General features: G+C 39.3%; 15 protein-coding genes. 13 read left to right on the plus strand and 2 right to left on the minus strand.

The features are described from left to right. Window positions 1-109: 109 nt before the first annotated feature. The 3 genes from PKC55_RS01680 to uxuA are packed head-to-tail and all read left to right on the plus strand — an operon-like array spanning window position 110 to window position 3,189. Window positions 110-1,174 carry a LacI family DNA-binding transcriptional regulator gene (locus tag PKC55_RS01680; RefSeq protein WP_324371581.1) on the plus strand — a complete coding sequence of 355 codons (1,065 nt, stop codon included), beginning with the start codon at window positions 110-112 and terminating at the stop codon, window positions 1,172-1,174. Next, window positions 1,171-1,986, plus strand: coding sequence for an SDR family oxidoreductase (locus PKC55_RS01685; protein ID WP_291127422.1), 816 nt, complete (start codon window positions 1,171-1,173; stop codon window positions 1,984-1,986). Before PKC55_RS01680 ends, PKC55_RS01685 begins: the two co-directional genes overlap by 4 nt. Window positions 1,987-2,016: 30 nt before the next feature. Continuing rightward, window positions 2,017-3,189, plus strand: coding sequence for a mannonate dehydratase (gene uxuA / locus PKC55_RS01690; protein ID WP_291127424.1), 1,173 nt, complete (start codon window positions 2,017-2,019; stop codon window positions 3,187-3,189). 85 nt (window positions 3,190-3,274) lie between these two features. On the opposite strand, the gene PKC55_RS01695 is transcribed toward uxuA, so the two are convergent. Next, on the minus strand, window positions 3,275-6,100 hold the full coding sequence (locus tag PKC55_RS01695; RefSeq protein ID WP_324371585.1) for a DUF8487 domain-containing protein: 2,826 nt from the start codon (window positions 6,098-6,100) through the stop codon (window positions 3,275-3,277). Window positions 6,101-6,443: 343 nt separating this feature from the next. Here PKC55_RS01695 and PKC55_RS01700 point away from each other — a divergent pair, with 343 nt between their 5' ends. From PKC55_RS01700 to PKC55_RS01740, 9 genes are all read left to right on the plus strand, one after another. Then, the gene (locus tag PKC55_RS01700) at window positions 6,444-7,007 is read left to right on the plus strand and encodes a cob(I)yrinic acid a,c-diamide adenosyltransferase (RefSeq protein ID WP_291127674.1); all 564 of its coding nucleotides are present in this window, start codon (window positions 6,444-6,446) and stop codon (window positions 7,005-7,007) included. Beyond that, the gene (cobU, locus tag PKC55_RS01705) at window positions 7,008-7,520 is read left to right on the plus strand and encodes a bifunctional adenosylcobinamide kinase/adenosylcobinamide-phosphate guanylyltransferase (RefSeq protein ID WP_291127677.1); all 513 of its coding nucleotides are present in this window, start codon (window positions 7,008-7,010) and stop codon (window positions 7,518-7,520) included. Between the two features lie 142 nt (window positions 7,521-7,662). Further along, complete coding sequence (cobT, locus tag PKC55_RS01710; RefSeq protein WP_006843097.1) at window positions 7,663-8,700, plus strand: nicotinate-nucleotide--dimethylbenzimidazole phosphoribosyltransferase; 1,038 nt, start codon at window positions 7,663-7,665, stop codon at window positions 8,698-8,700. Window positions 8,701-8,739: 39 nt separating this feature from the next. Next, on the plus strand, window positions 8,740-9,495 hold the full coding sequence (gene cobS / locus PKC55_RS01715) for an adenosylcobinamide-GDP ribazoletransferase (RefSeq protein ID WP_291127681.1): 756 nt from the start codon (window positions 8,740-8,742) through the stop codon (window positions 9,493-9,495). Between the two features lie 31 nt (window positions 9,496-9,526). Then, entirely contained in the window at window positions 9,527-10,045 is a 519-nt protein-coding gene (cobC, locus tag PKC55_RS01720; protein ID WP_291127684.1) for an alpha-ribazole phosphatase, read from the plus strand. 126 nt (window positions 10,046-10,171) lie between these two features. Next, entirely contained in the window at window positions 10,172-11,113 is a 942-nt protein-coding gene (locus PKC55_RS01725; protein WP_135104996.1) for an SPFH domain-containing protein, read from the plus strand. Next, the gene (locus PKC55_RS01730) at window positions 11,091-11,327 is read left to right on the plus strand and encodes a type II toxin-antitoxin system antitoxin (RefSeq protein WP_291127686.1); all 237 of its coding nucleotides are present in this window, start codon (window positions 11,091-11,093) and stop codon (window positions 11,325-11,327) included. Before PKC55_RS01725 ends, PKC55_RS01730 begins: the two co-directional genes overlap by 23 nt. 266 nt (window positions 11,328-11,593) lie before the next feature. Further along, complete coding sequence (locus PKC55_RS01735; protein WP_291127688.1) at window positions 11,594-13,936, plus strand: hypothetical protein; 2,343 nt, start codon at window positions 11,594-11,596, stop codon at window positions 13,934-13,936. A 187-nt stretch (window positions 13,937-14,123) separates the two neighbouring features. Next, entirely contained in the window at window positions 14,124-16,112 is a 1,989-nt protein-coding gene (locus PKC55_RS01740) for a DUF4954 family protein (protein WP_291127690.1), read from the plus strand. A gap of 78 nt (window positions 16,113-16,190) precedes the next feature. Here the strand turns inward: PKC55_RS01740 and PKC55_RS01745 are convergent, their stop codons facing one another. Further along, on the minus strand, window positions 16,191-16,451 hold the full coding sequence (locus PKC55_RS01745; protein WP_006843090.1) for a type B 50S ribosomal protein L31: 261 nt from the start codon (window positions 16,449-16,451) through the stop codon (window positions 16,191-16,193). A gap of 180 nt (window positions 16,452-16,631) precedes the next feature. Here PKC55_RS01745 and PKC55_RS01750 point away from each other — a divergent pair, with 180 nt between their 5' ends. Continuing rightward, on the plus strand, window positions 16,632-17,825 hold the full coding sequence (locus PKC55_RS01750) for a lactonase family protein (RefSeq protein ID WP_291127693.1): 1,194 nt from the start codon (window positions 16,632-16,634) through the stop codon (window positions 17,823-17,825). Window positions 17,826-17,971 lie beyond the last annotated feature (146 nt).

The raw sequence follows: 17,971 nt of genomic DNA on the forward strand, positions 1-17,971 counted from the left end.
TATATTTTATTCTTTAAATATGTGTGCGCACACATGTTGTTTGCTAATCTTAAAAGATTAATTTTGCAATCAAGTAATATGTATACAGACATACAGTTTCTATCGAAATATGAATATACGAATTATAGATATAGCCCGCATGGCTGGTGTTTCCACCGGTACGGTCGACAGGGTACTGCACAATAGGGGAAGAGTATCAGAAGAGAAAAGAGCCAAAGTAGAAAAGGTTCTGAAAGAAATAAACTACGAGCCGAATATGGTCGCCCGCTTTCTGGCATCAAAGAAGAGTTACAAGTTTGCTATTCTTGCGCCCACTTATTCTTCCGGCGATTATTGGCAGCTGGTTTGTGAAGGTATTGATAAAGCTACAGATGAATTGAAGAAATTCAATATAAGCACAGAGTACTTTCTTTTCAATCAATATGATCGTTTTTCCTTTCTCAATGCAGTTAATTCATTTAAAGAGAAAGAGTTTGACGGCGTGCTAATTGCTACTCTGTTTGGTGATTATGTTATCAAGTTGTCAAAAGAACTGGACGCTAAAGGCATGCCATACATTTACATAGATTCGGGTATATCGGGGCAAAAAGACCTATCTTACTTTGGTGGTGACTCATTCGGTACAGGTGTTATTGCCGCTAAGCTTTTATTGAACGAGGTAGGAACGTCAGCTGATATTATAATAGCCCATATACGTTTCAGATATAAGGAGATATCTGTACAAATGAAAACCCGTGAAAACGGATTTATGGAATATCTTGAGAACAACAACTTTAGTGGGAATATCCATCATATTGAAATCAATCCCGATGATTATACTAAAACTCTTCTTGAGGTTAAAGATATTATCAATAATAGTCAGGGGTTGGTTGGAGGAATCGTTCTTAATTCACGAATATATGAACTGGTCACCCTCTTGGAAAAGCTTGATGCCAATCAGCAAAATAAGATTAGGTTAGTCGGACATGACGCCATAGAACGAAACATAAAAGGATTGAGAGATGGACGTATATCTTTCATCCTTTCGCAGCGTCCCGAGCTGCAAGGATATGATGCTCTGAAAGCAATGGGAAACTATTTCTTATTCAAGCAAGTTCCCGAAAAAGTAAACTATATGCCGATAGATATACTCATAAAAGAAAACGTTGACTATTACAGTAATTATAAGCTATGAAAAAAAACATATTCGATATTCAAGATAAAGTTGTAGCCATTACGGGAGGCTATGGTATATTAGGCGCACAGATGGCAGAATACTTAGCAGAGCAAGGTGCTAAAGTTGTTATTCTCGGGCGCTCTAAAGAAAAGGGTGAAGCCCTTGCTGAGAAAATAAGACTATCGGGCAATGAGGCGATCTTTTTCGTTTCGGATGTCCTGAACAAAGCCAACCTTGAAGAAAATAGAGAAGCGATAGTTCGCAAGTATGGCAAAATCGATGTGCTGATAAATGCAGCCGGAGGGAATATGCCTGGTGCTACTATTCCACCTGATAAAACAATCTTTGATATCGATGTTAGTGCATTTCGAGATGTAATAGATCTCAATCTCTTTGGTTCGGTATTACCTACTTTGGTTTTTGCAAAGGCGATGGTAGACAATGGCAAAGGGAATATAATCAATATTGCTTCCGAGTCTTCGTTTCGCCCGTTAACCCGTGTAATGGGCTATGGTGTGGCAAAAGCTGCTGTAGCCAACTTTACAAAGTATATGGCAGGAGAGCTGTCTCTCAAATTTGGGGATAATTTTCGGGTGAATGCCATTGCTCCGGGCTTCTTCATTACCGAGCAAAACCGTTCGCTGTTGCTTAATCCTGATGGTTCGTATACCGATCGAGCGAAATCAATTGTAGCACATACGCCATTTCGTCGATTTGGAGAATCGGATGAGCTGTTAGGCTCTATTCATTATTTGGTAAGCGATGCGTCGGGTTTTGTAAATGGTTCTATTCTTGTTGTAGACGGAGGGTTTGATTCATTTACTATTTGATACATCCTGAATATAAAAAAATAATAATATATGATACTTAGCGAACAAACATGGAGATGGTACGGACCAAATGACCCGGTATCATTGTCGGATATAAAGCAAGCAGGGGCAACAGGTATTGTGACTGCACTGCATCATATCAAGAATGGTGAAGTATGGACAGTGGAAGAAATACAAAAGCGCAAAGATATAATTGAAAGTATCGGCCTCAAGTGGTCTGTTGTGGAAAGCATCCCCGTGCATGAACATATAAAAACGCAGGAAGGAGACTACCTAAAGTACATTGATAACTATAAAGAAAGCATTCGTAACCTAGCTGAATGTGGCATAACGATTGTGACGTACAACTTTATGCCTGTATTGGATTGGACACGTACCGACTTGGCTTATACAATGCCTGATGGGTCGAAGGCGTTACGCTTCGAGCGTACTGCTTTTATGGCATTCGAGTTGTTCATACTCAAACGTCCCGGTGCAGAGCAAGAATATTCATCTGAAGATATTGCTAAAGCGAAGAAACGCTTCGAAGAAATGACGCAGAGGGATAAAGACCTATTAGTTCGTAATATGATTGCCGGACTACCGGGTGCAGAAGAAAGCTTTACCCTTGAAGAGTTTCAAGCACAGCTCGATCGCTATAAAGATATAGATGCAGAAACGCTAAGAAAAAACCTTATAGAGTTTGTAAAAGAGATTGCGCCCGTTGCCGATGAGGCAGGCGTGAAGCTGGCTATACATCCCGATGATCCGCCTTATCCAATTCTCGGATTGCCACGTATTCTGAGCACGGAATCAGACTTTAATAAATTGGTTGAAGCTGTGCCTAACAAGTCTAACGGATTATGCTTTTGCACGGGTTCATTCGGAGTACGAGCCGATAACGACTTGCCTAACATGATCAAACGACTCGGCGACAGAGTCAACTTCGTGCATTTGCGTTCTACTCAGCGTGATGCGGAGGGTAACTTTTATGAGGCAAATCATCTTGAAGGCGATGTGGACATGTATGGCGTGATGAAAGGACTCCTGGAAATACAGCAGCAACGTAATATATCTATTCCTTTTCGTCCCGATCACGGGCATCAGATGATTGACGATCTGAATAAGAAAACCAATCCGGGATATTCCTGCATTGGTCGCCTCAGAGGCTTGGCTGAGCTTCGGGGCTTGGAATTGGGAATAGCTAAGACGCTATATCAGTAATTATTATAGCTTGTCATTCTGAATGTAAAGAATGTTCTCTATTGGATATGAGATGCTTGACTTCATTCAGAATGACAAGTCCTATCTATTTATAGGTAGTAATATTCTTTACTCCTACAATCTTCTTCTCTTTTATAGAAGTGCTAAATAGGCTTTTTATATCTTCTGCTGTGTATTCATTTGTAGGAGCAAAGTCGGTAGAACTCATATAATCGATTATAGCCTGCCCAAACTGTTTTCCTTCGGGTTTGTCGCTAATAGCTTTCAGGTCGCACATACAAACAAGCAATTTTCCTTTACCAACCTGCATTTCGAATATCAATCCAAGTTTGTGGTTACGCTCGATATTGTCAATTACCTGTACCAACGGTTTGTAGTCCTTAGGGGTTCTGTCGAGAATAAAAGGTCTTGAGTTTTTTGATATAATCCACCATTGCCAGTTGCTATGTGTTTCGGTCGGAAATTCCTTGAATAGCGGATGGGAAGGGTCTGTCAATATAGAGAGTGTTCCCGGAGACACATCCCTTTTCAACCATTCCGAAATATTCTTGAACATGGCGTAATTCCAATAGTCGGGAGTAAATAATCCACCAACAGAAAGCTTTTCTACTTCTTTATGATCGGGGATATATAATACTTTATTTCCCTGTTGTAGCAAGTCTAGAGCTTGTTTCAGGCTCGAAGTTTCTTTTATATCCGATTTTACAGATACTTGCTTGTCTGGATATACCCATATATCGTATTTGTTTACATGAGGACCTGTTTGTAATGTCAATACGAGTTGAGTTGCCGTATTTATATCTTGAAGAGGTACTTTTATTTTTCCTACTTCGCCTAAATGACCTTGAGAAATATTGATAGGAAATTCTCCTCTGGCAACATTTACATTGCTATGTGCTTTGCTTAGTGTCCATGACAAATTCTTTTTCGAGAGAGCTTCCTTCGAATAGTTGCTTAGTTTTATCTCGGCTGTAAATATCTCGCTATTACTCCAGCAGTATTTAGGCATAATGGAAAGTGGAACTATTTCGTCACAAAAACCGTCGAATTCTTCTGCCGCCATTCCGCCCTTATTATCCATAAAAGCATCCAGTATACCTACATAGGCACTTCCTTGCCCCGGATAGTCCTGCAAGTCGAGCAGTTGGAAACCTCCAAACCCCGGTGTACGAAGGCACATTTCTATATCGGCTTTGTAGCAGAGGGCAGCAAAGCTTGCCGTAGCTTTATGGAAGGCATCAGCCTGATCTTGAAGCCCGTTTTCCTGAAGTCGTTTGCGGAATATTTCCATATTGTAAGGATACAGTACTCCGGTATATTTTTTTATCTCGTTATAATCCGGATATACTTGAAATTGACCGTTTTCGTGGCTTATAATCGGTGCAGTACAGTTTTCTACAGCTTTCGAAAAAGTGATGGCGGTAGAAGGGTACGTAGCGTTCATATACCCTCCGTCTTTGGCATCGGCGAAAGAGAAGGTCGCACGTGTATGAGTTGTGTAATCATCGGAACCTACCTGTCCGCCAACACGGCATGTGACAAAGAAATCTTCACCTTGTTGTTGTCCGGCAGTACCCAGCATATTATTTGCACCAAAAGCATAGAGATGACGTTGGTCGGAAGTGCGGAATTTCGTTACAATGCTACGCATAAGTTCTACATCGCCTCCAAGCTCATTGCCCAAAGCCATCATAACGAACGAAGGATTGTTTCCATAAGTGGCAAGGATATGCTCACCTTCGTTAATTAAGAATTTGTTGAGCTCGGTATTTGTCGTGTCCATTGTTCCCCAGTAAGGCAGTTCTGCCTGCATGTATATGCCTTCTTCGTTTGCCGCATCAAAAGCCGCTTGGGGAGGTGTCCACGAGTGAAATCTGTAATGGTTTATTCCATATTCTTTGGCGATGCGCATTTGTCTTTTCCATTCTTCTTTATTCATCGGCGGGTAGCCGGTGAGAGGAAATACGCAGGCATCGTGTTTGCCCCGTAGAAATGTTTTTAGAGAATTGATTTCAAACTGTGTTCCTTTTGCTGAAAAGTCTCTGATGCCAAAGTCTATAGTGTAACTGTCTTTTATATTCTGACTTTTTATTTCGAAATTAACCTTGTATAGGGCAGGATCAAACTCACTCCACAAAACGTGTTTGTTGCCGACGTTGATATCAAACTTATATGTTTCCAACCCCTCTTTTAGGTCTATGTTGATAACTTGCTCGGGTATAGCAATATTTTGTGCTGTATTCCATAGATATCCCTGAACCGATATTTCGGCTTTTCCACTTACTGACGATTTGATTTGTGCTACAACTGGTATCGTCTTAGAAGAAACATTTGGATAAACCTGAAGGTCGCTAATGAGAATGCCATCATTGGCTTCGAGTCCGAATTTTCCGATTATGCCATTCCAGTTTGTTTGTGTCGCATCGGTCCAAGCATGCGAGCCATGTATTCCTTGTGGTACAGAAGCAGGGCTGTTGTCTATTACGATAGTCACGGTGTGCTTTCCTGCGGCTAATTTTCCGAGATTGTATATCTGAGGTGATAATATCAGCGAGCTTGTTCCTATGCTGTCTTTGTCTATCCACACCGTAGAGGGTTTTGTTCGCTCCATGATCAGTCGCCATTCTTTCTGAGCTGAGCCTGCCGGTATTTCAATATCTTTGGTATATTTCATTTTTCCTACATAAGGATTCAACCGGGTAAGCTGCCCTGTACTCAGAGTGTCACTATTGCGGGGTGCGAGACGACTTTCATCTACACTTCCGGGCAGATTTATTTCGCCAAGGTCGCAGTGCCATTTTCCCGAAAGAGAGATAAATTCCCGTTGGTTGAATACTACCTTCTTTTCGGTACAAGAGGTTGCCAGTAAGAGACAGATAAAAATTGAAACGATGCAAATGTTTAATCGCATAAGGTTGACGTTAACGAATTAAATTACAGACAAAGATAAACTAAAAAGTGAGATAGAAAATGTATTATTAAACAGGAATTAATTGTTAAAAAGTAACAAAGGTAACAGCTCTTTTCCTATTTTATTGCTGTTACTTTTCTCCTCTCTTTCCATTCTTTTGTCTACTCATCCTATTAGATAAATTATATGAAAAAGCCTAAAAAATGGGATAGATTCATCTCTACTTGTTGTATCTTTGTTAGACTTTATATGGGAGTTAATCTTGTCGTGTTGACTTCTTTAATGTCTTTCAGAATGACAGAAGGAAATTCTTTAATATATAATATAATACATACCATAAAAAATGAAAATATATACCCGAGGAGGAGATAAAGGTAAAACCGGAATCTTTGGAGGAAAACGTGTGAGTAAAGATCATCCACGAATTGAAGCCAATGGTACAATCGATGAGCTGAACTCTGTAATAGGTGTTGTTCGGGCTCACTTATCTTCAGATCATGAGTGGCAGCCTATTCTGTTCAAGATACAAACAGAGATAATGGTTGTGATGTCTCAGGTGGCTACACCATCGGATATAAGAGCTACAAACCAAAATGTTCTGGATGAAAATCTGGATAAATTTTGCGAAGAATGCATGGATAAAATGACAGATGAAATGGGACCCAGCGAAACATTCGTTTTGCCCGGAGGGACAGTTGTTTCAGCAAACTTGCAGTTGGCTCGTGCTGTGGCTCGTCGTGCCGAACGTCGCTTGTGGACTCTAAACAAGCAGGATGAAGTTCCCACAGCTGTTATGCGATTTATTAATCGTTTGTCCGATTTGTTCTTCACAATGGCTCGTTACGAAATGTATAAAGCAGGTGATGTAGAAGAACGCTGGAAAGATTTTTTGTATAAGAGAAAATAAATGGCTAAGCAAATAACCCTTATAACAGGAGGGCAACGTTCAGGTAAAAGCAGCTATGCACAAAAGTTAGCATTGTCTTTGTCTCCCAATCCTGTATATCTGGCAACTTCGCGAATATGGGATGACGAACATCGCCAGCGGATAGAAAGACATAAAGCCGAGCGGGCAGATAATTGGATAAACGTAGAAGAAGAGAAATTCTTGAGTAAGCATTCCTTTGAGAATAAAGTAGTGCTTATAGACTGTGTTACGCTATGGGCTACGAATTTCTTCTTCGATCTGAATTCGGATGTTGAAGCTGCCCTTACCACTCTGAAATTTGAATTCAGAAAGCTTGTTGCTCAAGATGCCGTATTTATTTTTGTTACAAACGAAATAGGCATGGGCGAAATGTCTCAAAACGACTTGCAACGTAAATTTGCCGATTTGCAAGGCTGGCTCAATCAATATCTTGCCGAAAACGCTGATGAGGTTTATCTGATGGTTTCGGGTATTCCCCTGAAAGTGAAATGATCATAAATTTTGTCGTTTTTGTTTTTAATAACAAAATATTCTGTCGAATACGACGAATCTTTGAAAACAAGATGTTTTGAGCCAGCAGCATAGCAACGAAAAGCGACTGTAAAATTAAAATCTAAAAGAAACTAAATATACAATGCAACAATTTAACATCGAAAAACCGGAAGACGAAGTACGCTCTTACTTACAAGAAAAAATTGATAACCTCACAAAGCCTAAAGGTTCTTTGGGTAAACTCGAAGAGTTGGCTATGCAAATCGGTTGGATACAACAATCTTTGAATCCGAAGTTGACAAATCCTTGTCACATCGTATTTGCAGGAGATCACGGTATTGCGGCAGAAGGGGTGAGCCCATCGCCGCAAGAGGTAACCTATCAGATGATAGCAAATTTTTGGAATGGAGGAGCAGGAATCAACTTTTTGGCACGTCAGCACGGATTCAATCTAAAGGTTGTTGATGCTGGTGTTAATTTCGACTTTAAGCCCGAAGATCCGATTATCCACAAGAAAATCCGAAAAAGCACACGCAACTATCTGCATGAAGCCGCTATGACTAAAGAGGAAATGGAACAAGCCATACAATCGGGTGCTGAATGCGTGCAAGCTTGCTTTGATGAGGGATGTAACGTGATTAGCTTTGGCGAAATGGGGATTACAAATACCTCTTCGTCTTCGCTATGGATGACATACCTCACAGGTATCCCTTTGGATCAGTGTATTGGTGCAGGCTGTGATCATACAGGCAATATTATCAACCATAAGTATAAGGTGTTGAAGCAGTCGATGGATAATTACAAAGGCGATGCTTCTGTCGAAGATATTATGCGCTATTTCGGTGGTTATGAAATGGTGATGACTGTAGGTGCTATGCTCAAGGCTGCCGAACTGAAAATGATAATTCTTATCGATGGCTTTATTATGACAAACTGTATGTTGGTGGCATCAAAGTTGAATAAAAATGTTCTGCACTATGCTGTCTTTGGGCATCAAGGGGATGAAGCGGGCCATAAGCTTGTGTTGGAGTATCTGAATGCAAAACCTATTCTTAGTTTAGGACTTAGGCTGGGAGAGGGAACAGGTGCGATTTGCGCATATCCTATCGTCGATTCGGCCGTGCGTATGATAAATGAGATGAATTCATTTAAAGAAATCCAAGTAACGAAGTATTTTTAAAATAGCAACTTGCCTTTCCGAAGGCAACCTCTATAACTGATGAAACAAATAGCAGCAGCACTTGTCTTTTTTACACGCTTACCTTTTTGGCGTATAAAAGCATTTAATGTCCCTGCCGAATATTTTAAGCAGGTGATCAACTACTGGGCTGTCGTAGGCTGGCTTACTGCCGGCGTTATGGCGGGAGTGCTGTGGATTGCTGCTCAGATCTTACCTTATTCCATTGCCATAATTGTGGCTCTTCTTAGCCGCCTGCTTATTACAGGAGCATTACATGAAGACGGTTTTGCCGATTTCTTCGATGGCTTTGGAGGAGGTACTACCCGCGAACGCATATTGGAAATAATGAAAGATTCACATATCGGTACTTATGGAGTAATCAGCTTGATATTTTACTTCTTATTCTTTTATTTCCTTTTGGAGAATCTGGGCTTGCATTTGGCTTGTACTGTAATCTTGGTGGGCGATCCGTTATGCAAGCTTATCAGTTCCCAAATTACCTTATTCCTTCCTTATGCCCGAAATGCGGAAACTAGTAAATCGAAAACAGTATATAAGAAAATGTCTTTGCGCACCGCTCTTATTTCGGCTTTGTTTGGCTTGCTGCCTTTCGTATTATTATTAAATATTCACTTTTGGGCGGCTATAATATTTCCTATCTTTGTTTTCCTTGGATTGATTTTACTCATGAAAAGAAAGATACAAGGGTATACCGGAGATTGTTGCGGTGCAATGTTTCTATTATGTGAGTTGTCTTTCTTTCTCGGGATAAGTATTATCCTGAAATTATGCTAGGGAGAATTATTATCTATACGTAAGTTTAAATATGAAAATATATATAGTACGCCACACGGCCGTGGGAGTTAATGGAGTTTGTTACGGACAAACGGATGTACCGCTAAAAGAGACCTTTGAGAGCGAAGCTGAGGTGGTGAAGCAAAAATTGCAAGACTTGCAGTTTGATGCTGTTTTTTCAAGCCCACTAAGCAGAGCAAAGCGTCTTGCTGAATATTGTGGTTTTACCGATATTCAATTGTACGACCGCCTGAAAGAATTGCACTTTGGTGATTGGGAGATGAAAGAATGGGATCGCATTGATATGGAAGAATGGGACAAGGACTGGATAAGGACACCCACACCCAATGGAGAATCTTTCGATCAGATGTATGCACGCGTTGCATCCTTCATCGACGAACTGGTAAAGAAAGATTATTCTTCTGTTGTTGTTTTTGCTCATGGTGGAGTTATCAACTGTTTTAGAGTTTACTTTGGACAAACAGACTTGCAAGGAGCTTTCGATAAGTTGGCAGAATACGGTGAGGTGCTCGAATTTGAATCGAATTGATTAATATTTATCTATATATACGTTCAGAGTCTTGTTTAATGACAAGGCTCTTTTTTTTGCTAAATTGTTTTGTGTTATTCAAAATTATATCTATTTTTATGATATCATTTTAATATCATAATAAATATGGAAACACTCGAGAAAGATTTTAAAGGCACTAAGATTTCAGGCTTCCTAGCCTTATTTATCATTATTGTAGTATTGGCTGCCAGTATATGGTCTTTTAGCCTAGGCTATATTCCTTTAGTGTTTATAGCTGTATTTTTTATTTTCCTATCTTCCCTGGCCATTCTAGGATTTATGATTGTAGAGCCTAACGAAGCCAGAGTCATGGTTTTCTTTGGTAAATATAAAGGGACTATTACCGATAACGGTTTTCTTTGGGTAAATCCTTTTTATAATAAAAAGAAAGTGACACTCAGAGCACGTAATCTCGATGTGCCACCTATAAAGGTGAACGATAAAGTCGGTAATCCTATTATGATCGGCTCTGTGCTGGTTTGGAAAGTAAAAGATACGTATAAGGCGATGTTTGACATAGACACATCTTCTATTACGGGAATTACTGCCGGTTCGGTGAATAACTATATTCAATTTTCGAACAGAATGCAGGCTTACGAGAACTTTGTAAAAATACAAAGCGATGCAGCTTTGCGTCAGGTAGCCGGTATGTATGCATACGACAATAATGAAAGCAAAGACGGTGATGTAACATTGCGCTCTGACAATGGTGAAATTAGCGAGAAGCTCGAAGAGGAACTGAATAGCCGTTTGGCGATTGCGGGTATAGAAGTGATAGAAGCACGCATCAATTATCTGGCATATGCAGCCGAGATTGCAAGTGTAATGCTTCGTCGTCAGCAGGCTGATGCGATTATTGCTGCTCGCGAAAAGATAGTGGAAGGTGCCGTAAGTATGGTTCAATTGGCACTAGATAAACTATTGAAAGAAGGAATTGTAGAATTGGATGAAGAACGCAAGGCTGCAATGGTTAGCAATCTGCTTGTCGTGTTATGTGCCGACGAAGCAGCACAGCCGATTGTAAATGCGGGAACACTTCATCAATAAATATTTAATTGTGGCTAAGAAAGAAAAGGAATCAGCAGTTAAAAGTTTCGTCTTGCGAGTCGATCCCGAGATGATGGAAGCAATAGAAAAATGGGCTGCCGATGAGTTTCGTAGTACTAACGGACAAATTCAATATATACTTAATCAGGCACTGCGAAAGGCAGGACGAATAAAAAAGAAGAAAGAAACACGCATAGACAATAATCATGAATAAGAAAGAGAATGCCGGATATTTATTACCCGGCATTCTTTGTTTTTTTTAACATATTGAAGAAAGCCTTGTAAATACTTTGCTGGAGAGGTTTGTAGAGTTAAATGTCTCTTATTCTGATAGAAAAGATGACCTGCTTTCGTTTTATTCCGAAAAATTAGTTTTTATTTGTTTAGATATTGGTAGACATTGTCTATCTTTGCACTGTTTTTACAAAAACTATACAATATACAGATCATTATTATTTAATGATATACGAAAGCAAACTTATGAAAACAAACATTACTACACGTGTTGCTAAGACAGCATGTTTTTCTATTCCTTTTCTGATAATAATATCATTCATCATGTTCTCATGCAAATCATCCGAGTCGGTTCGTGATATAAGAGCTTCGCGGGGAGAGGATGTTGCAGGACGCGGTTTTTCTTACTCCAAAGATAAGCCCAAAGAAGCAATGGTGAAGCCATTATTTATGCAGCAATTGAGAAGAGCAACAATAGAACTTCCATTTCAGAAGGGGTTGGATGTAAGAGGCACAAGGACTGTTTCTGAAGAAGTAACATTTACCAATGCTGAAAATATAACAGAGTCTGTTGACCGAGAAGGTAAAAAAGTAACCAGCCTTAACGAGGTGCAACAACTATCAGAAGTTGTGGTTACGGCTAAGTCTCGCTTTACGCCTGAGCGCAATGGACGAGTAAAAGTAGATTTTTTAGTAAGAGTTCCTAAAGAACTTCTGTCTGAAAATTTCAGAATGACGTTGTCTCCTAAACTGTTCCACAACGACTCTATTATACCTCTCAAAGAGGTGGTGCTTAAAGGTGAAGCATTTCTCGCCAAGCAAAAGCAGGATTATGCCGAATATGATAACTATATGAAGTCTATTGTAGGAAATGATAAATATGACGACGTATTCTTCGATAGAGCCGGAACAGATAAAGATATCAGAAATCGCCAGAACTTGTATTATGAAGAATACTACCGGGAGTGGAGTAAGCAGATGGAATATGAGAAATGGAAGACAGAGAAAAGTAAATTTGACGCAGCCGAGCTAGCTAAGCTCAAAGGGTATCGTCAACGCTTTTATAATGAATATGTGCGTAAGGCACGTGAGCAGGTGATCCGCGATATGGCTAATGGTAAAGATACCGTGGGTTTGTTTGCTCAATACATGAAGAAGTTCAATAAGAATGCAAAAGCTCTTGTGTTGGATGATAAGAACTTTGAGGTAAGCTATATGAAGATGCCGGCAAAGTTTCGTGAAGCGTACGAAGAAGGGCGTTCGTTGGATGATATAATAAACAATGTACTCACCGAAAGTGACTCTATCGAAATAGCTCAAAACAGATATTTGTTTGAGGCTATTGCCGAAAATGAGATGAAGAAAGAGCGTAAAGGAGAGGTGGCAAAAGAAATGATACCATTTCCTTACGAAGAAGGTGTTCGTTTGGATACAATCATAGATACGGGTCGTGATTTTGTATATCTATATAAGCAAGATCATCCGGTAACAGTGGGTCTTAAAAAACTTAGCTTGACAATGAATGGGCGTGTAGATGCTGTGGATAGAAGCCGTTATATGATGGCACCCGGCGATACTATTTCGTATTTTATATCCTCATTGTCGCAGTTGGTAGATACATCACTGATCTATAAAAGAACAAAACTGTATAGGGATGCATACAATCGTTTGACTACGTATGTGAAGTTTCAGCCCGGGCAATCTGCGTTTGGTATCAATTATAAGGATAATAAAGCCCAAATTAATAATGTGTTAAATACATACCGTGCATTTACTGAAGATGGTAAGTTTGTTGTCGACAGTATTGTTCTTAGAGTAACTACAGCGCTGGATGGATCATACGACAAAAACTATAAATTAACCGAAAAACGAGCCGATGCTATAAAAGAATACTTTGTTAAGTCGCTTTCCGGCGAAGTGAATGATGCCAACAATGTTATTAAGGTCGAGTTTGGAGGAGAAGACTGGAATACATTGGCAAGCCAGATTCAGCAGCGAAATGATATAATGAATAAGACACAGATTCTTGCACTTCTCGAAGGGGCTATAGATCCTGATGATACAGAAGCCAAGATAAAGAAAGATTTTGCGGACGACTATAAGGTGATTCGAGATTCTATCTATCCGTTGCTAAATAAAGCTACTTTCGAGTTTAATATGCGTCGTCCGGGTATGACCGAAGAAACTGCGCTGGATGTTCAGGAAAGACCTAACTACGAAAAAGGATTGAAACTACTGCAAGACAGAGAGTATTGGAAGGCTTTGGAAATTTTGTCCGATTATCCCGATTACAATACGGCATTGTGCTTGATATGTATGGGGTATAATGCCAAAGCTAAAGAAGTATTAGATGGTTTGCCTGAAACAGGAAACACAGAATATTTGAGAGCCATACTGTCGATTCGTTCAAATAAGGATAATGAGGCAATCGATCACTTGATGCGTGCCTGCGAGTTAGACCCATCGAAGGTTTATCGTGCACCTCTCGACCCTGAAATTGCCGATCTGATAAGTAAGTATAGCTTACAGCGGCGGATAGAGGGCTTATCCACACCGATAGAGGATATTGAAGTAGCGGATGCGAATTAATATAAAGTAAGAAACCCCGATTATAAATTAAACTATAATCGGGGTTTCTTATTAAAAAGATAGAATTTCGATAGTACTGAAAGACATTATTATTAAATTTGTCTCAGTTGATAAAAATACGGTGTGTATTATTGTAAGATGTATACAAATCGTTTTTTTTATTCAACTTTTAATCTAAATATAATATATGGATTACAGAAATCTAACCCCGGAAGAAATAACAAGACTCGAGAGTCAGGGTTGCTTAGCCGATAACTGGAACAATATTTCGGTACATAAAAATTTCAAACCGGACTATGTTAAACATACCAATTTTTCGGGCAAAGTTAAGTTAGGTGTCTTTGAGGATGAATTCACATTGCCGGGAGGGCTGAAAAAGCATTCAGGTCTGAAGCATACTTGCCTCCATAATTGTGAATTGGGTGACAATGTGCTTATCGAAAATGTACAGAATTATATAGCTAACTATCGTATTGGCAGTAATGTGCGCATACAAAACATACATCATCTCTATGTAGAAGGACAATCATCGTTTGGAAATGGAATAGAGGTTTCGGTATTAAACGAAACGGGCGGGCGCGAGGTTATGATCTATGATAAACTGAGTGCTCATTTTGCCTATATTCTTTCTTTCTATCGTCATCGACCTGTATTGATAAAAAAACTTCAGGGTATGGTCGCTGATTATGCCAAAGAACGCACCTCTGATATTGGATACATAGGCGATAATGTGACGATAGTAAATGCAGGAGCAATAAAAAATGTACACATCGGAGACTATGCCACAATAGAAGGAGCACGACATCTTGAGAACGGAAGTATTAACAGTAATCAGTACGATCCTGTTCATATCGGGTATAGCGTAATGGCGAATGACTTTATTGTCTGTTCGGGTTCACGAGTTGAAGACGGGACGATGCTTACCCGCTGCTTTGTAGGGCAATCATGCCAATTGGGACATACCTATTCGGCGAGCGATTCATTATTCTTTAGTAATTGCCAGGGTGAGAATGGTGAAGCCTGTGCTTTATTTGCCGGGCCTTATACGGTGACTCATCACAAGTCTACGCTCTTGATTGCCGGAATGTTTTCTTTTATGAATGCAGGTTCTGGATCTAACCAGAGTAATCACATGTACAAGCTCGGGCCTATCCATCAGGGCATTGTAGAGCGTGGAGGAAAAACAACCAGTAATTCGTATATCCTATGGCCTTCACGCATCGGAGCTTTTTCTCTTATTATGGGACGCCACTATTATAATGCAGATACCTCCAATATGCCGTTCTCTTATCTGATAGAGGATAAAGATGAGTCGGTATTGGTTCCCGGTATTAACTTGCGAAGTGTAGGTACGATTCGTGATGCACAGAAATTTCCGAAAAGAGATAGACGAAAAGATCCTGAAAAACTAGATCAGATAAATTTCAACCTACTGAGTCCCTATACAATACAGAAAATGTTTAAGGCGGTCGAAATATTGGAAGGGCTGAAAGAGACCTGTGGCGAAACATCGGGATCGTACACATATCAGAGTTGCCGTATCAAAGGTACTTCTCTGAAGAGAGGATTGAAATTGTACAATATGGCTATTAATAAGTTTCTTGGGAACTCTATTATTTCACGCTTATCGAAGTGTTCATACACTAGCAATGAGGAAATCAGGGAATGTTTGAAACCTGACACCGAAGTGGGACTGAATGAATGGAGTGATGTGGGAGGTATGCTTGTTCCTCGTTCTGAGATAGATAAGCTTATAGACGATATAGAATCAGATAATATAAAACATGTGAGTGAGATGAATGCTATTTTTGAGCAACTGCATAAAAACTATTACTCACTGGAATGGACTTGGGCATGGGATAAGATACAGCAATATTATAACCTGTCGTTGGATACAGTTACCGCTCAGGATATTATTGATATTGTTAGTCAATGGAAAGAAGCTGTTGTAGAGCTGGATAGAATGATTTACGAGGATGCTAAGAAAGAATTTTCTTTATCTTCTCATACAGGTTTTGGTGTGGATGGAGATAAGCATCAGCAAAAAATAGACTTTGAACAAGTGCGTGGTATTTTTGAAGAAAATCCTTTTGTGGAGACCGTTTTGAAGCATATCGAATCGAAGACCAAATTAGGCAACGAGACTATAAGTAAATTGGAAAAGGTAGTTGGTTAAAATAATTGACATATACATACTAAAAAAGGCTATTCATTCGAATAGCCTTTTTTAGTTAAACTTGTAATTAAATTACAATTATTTCTTTGGTTGTGTACGCTTAGCGTAACGGTTCATAAACTTATCAACACGTCCTGCTGTATCTACAAGTTTTTGTTTTCCTGTATAGAACGGGTGAGAAGAACTTGTGATTTCAAGCTTCACCAATGGATAAGTAACACCATCTATGTCGATAGTTTCTTTAGCATTGATAGTTGAACGTGAAATAAATACCTCATCGTTTGACATATCCTTGAAAGCAACCGGACGATAGTTTGCTGGATGAATATCTTTCTTCATTTTATAGTAGTTTAAATTGTTTCTTCTTTTTCAGCCGACAAAGATAGCTTTTTAATCTTATTAAAGCAAAATATTTCTTTTGAATTTTGTATTGAAAAAATGCCGTAAACTAATAATTTTTGCCTTCTTTTGTTCTAGTAAACATTTTTCAGGTTCATCTTTTACATAAAATAGAGTATTATGCGTAAATATATTTTATTTTCAGCTTTCGCTGTTCTTTCCCTTATTTCTTGCAAACAAAAAACAAATGTGGATAATTCAAATATTGATCCGTCGGATACAACAAATATGAGTGCAGAAACTATCTCAGACGAAACAAGTTTGTACTTGCTGGTGGGTACATATACAACAGGAGAGAGCGAAGGTATTTATGTTTATCAATTTGATACCGTTTCAGGTTTTTCCAAATATAAAAGTGTGGTTAAGGTGACCAATCCATCATACCTTACTATCAATAAAGAAGGTACGCATGTTTATTCTGTTTCCGAAACGGGAGACGCAAAAGCTGCGGCCAATGCTTTTGTTTTCGATAAGAAAGATGGCACTCTAAAACTTCTAAATTCGCAATTGACAGGTGGAGCAGATCCTTGTTATATAGAGCTCGACAATACTGGCAAGCATGTTGTTACCGCTAATTATTCGGGTGGTAGTATTACAGCCTTTAATATTAATGGTGACGGAACACTGACTACTGCTGCTCAATTGATTCGGTTTACAGGAAAAGGGGCAGATGCAGAGCGTCAGAAAGCTCCTCACCTACACTGTGTACGCTATTCTCCTGATGGGAAATATTTGTTCGCCGATGATTTGGGAACAGATAAAATACATAAATTCGGGATAAATGAAAGTAATGAGGGGAACTATCTCAAAGTAGGAACACCTGCTGCTTTTGATGTAGCACCCGGATCGGGACCAAGACATCTTGATTTTCACCCGAATGGAAAGTATGCATACCTCATCAATGAACTTTCGGGTGCTGTTATCGCATTCAACTACGATGCTAACGCCGGTAATCTGACTCAGATTCAAACAATACAAGCTGATACACTTGGCGCAAAGGGTAGTGCTGATATTCATGTGTCGCCTGACGGCAAATTCCTTTATGCATCCAACCGTCTGAAAGGAGATGGTATCGCAATATTCTCTATAAATCAGGCAGATGGTAAGTTAACCAAAGTTGGCTATCAGGAAACAGGAGTGCATCCACGTAATTTTGTAATTACTCCGAATGGTAAATTCTTATTGGTGGCAAGTCGTGATAATGATGTCATCCAAATATTCCTTATAGACAGGGTTACAGGCTTATTAGAAAATACATATAAGGATATAGAACTGGATATGCCTGTTTGCTTGAAATTTACTTCTTTCAAGTAAGGTAAGGCTAAAAAAATATTACTTATCTTTTTATTATTCAGAAGAGAGGAGATGACCGTATCTTCTCTTTCCTATTTCCAACGATAACGATTAACAGTAATTCGTTTTGATATTTCGTGTCTTATTTTTCTCTACCTTTGCACCTT

The sequence above is a fragment of the Dysgonomonas sp. genome (genome assembly GCF_035323175.1).
GTDB lineage: Bacteria > Bacteroidota > Bacteroidia > Bacteroidales > Dysgonomonadaceae > Dysgonomonas.